Here is a 671-nt window from a genome sequence, read left to right on the forward strand (position 1 = left end):
CCTTTTGTATAATGGGTCAGCGACTTACATTCAGTAGCGAGGTTAACCATATAGGGGAGCCGCAGAGAAATCGAGTCCGAACAGGGCGCTAGTTGCTGGGTGTAGACCCGAAACCAAGTGATCTATCCATGGCCAGGTTGAAGGTGCGGTAACACGCACTGGAGGACCGAACCCACTAATGTTGAAAAATTAGGGGATGAGCTGTGGATAGGGGTGAAAGGCTAAACAAACTTGGAAATAGCTGGTTCTCTCCGAAAACTATTTAGGTAGTGCCTCAAGTATCACCATCGGGGGTAGAGCACTGTTATGGCTAGGGGGTCATCGCGACTTACCAAACCATTGCAAACTCCGAATACCGATGAGTGCGAGCTTGGGAGACAGACATCGGGTGCTAACGTCCGGTGTCAAGAGGGAAACAACCCAGACCGCCAGCTAAGGTCCCAAAGATTGGCTAAGTGGAAAACGAAGTGGGAAGGCTAAAACAGTCAGGATGTTGGCTTAGAAGCAGCCATCATTTAAAGAAAGCGTAATAGCTCACTGATCGAGTCGTCCTGCGCGGAAGATGTAACGGGGCTAAGCCAGTCACCGAAGCTGCGGATATGCGTAAGCATATGGTAGGAGAGCGTTCTGTAAGCCTGCGAAGGTGTCTTGTAAAGGATGCTGGAGGTATC

At 50.1% G+C, this 671-nt stretch carries 1 rRNA gene; it reads left to right on the forward strand.

Annotation, left to right across the window (positions count from 1 at the left end):
• A 23S ribosomal RNA gene (locus tag IP91_RS25905) occupies positions 1-671 on the forward strand; the annotation flags it as partial.

It is taken from the genome of Pseudoduganella lurida (assembly GCF_007830455.1).
Taxonomy (GTDB): domain Bacteria; phylum Pseudomonadota; class Gammaproteobacteria; order Burkholderiales; family Burkholderiaceae_D; genus Rugamonas; species Rugamonas lurida.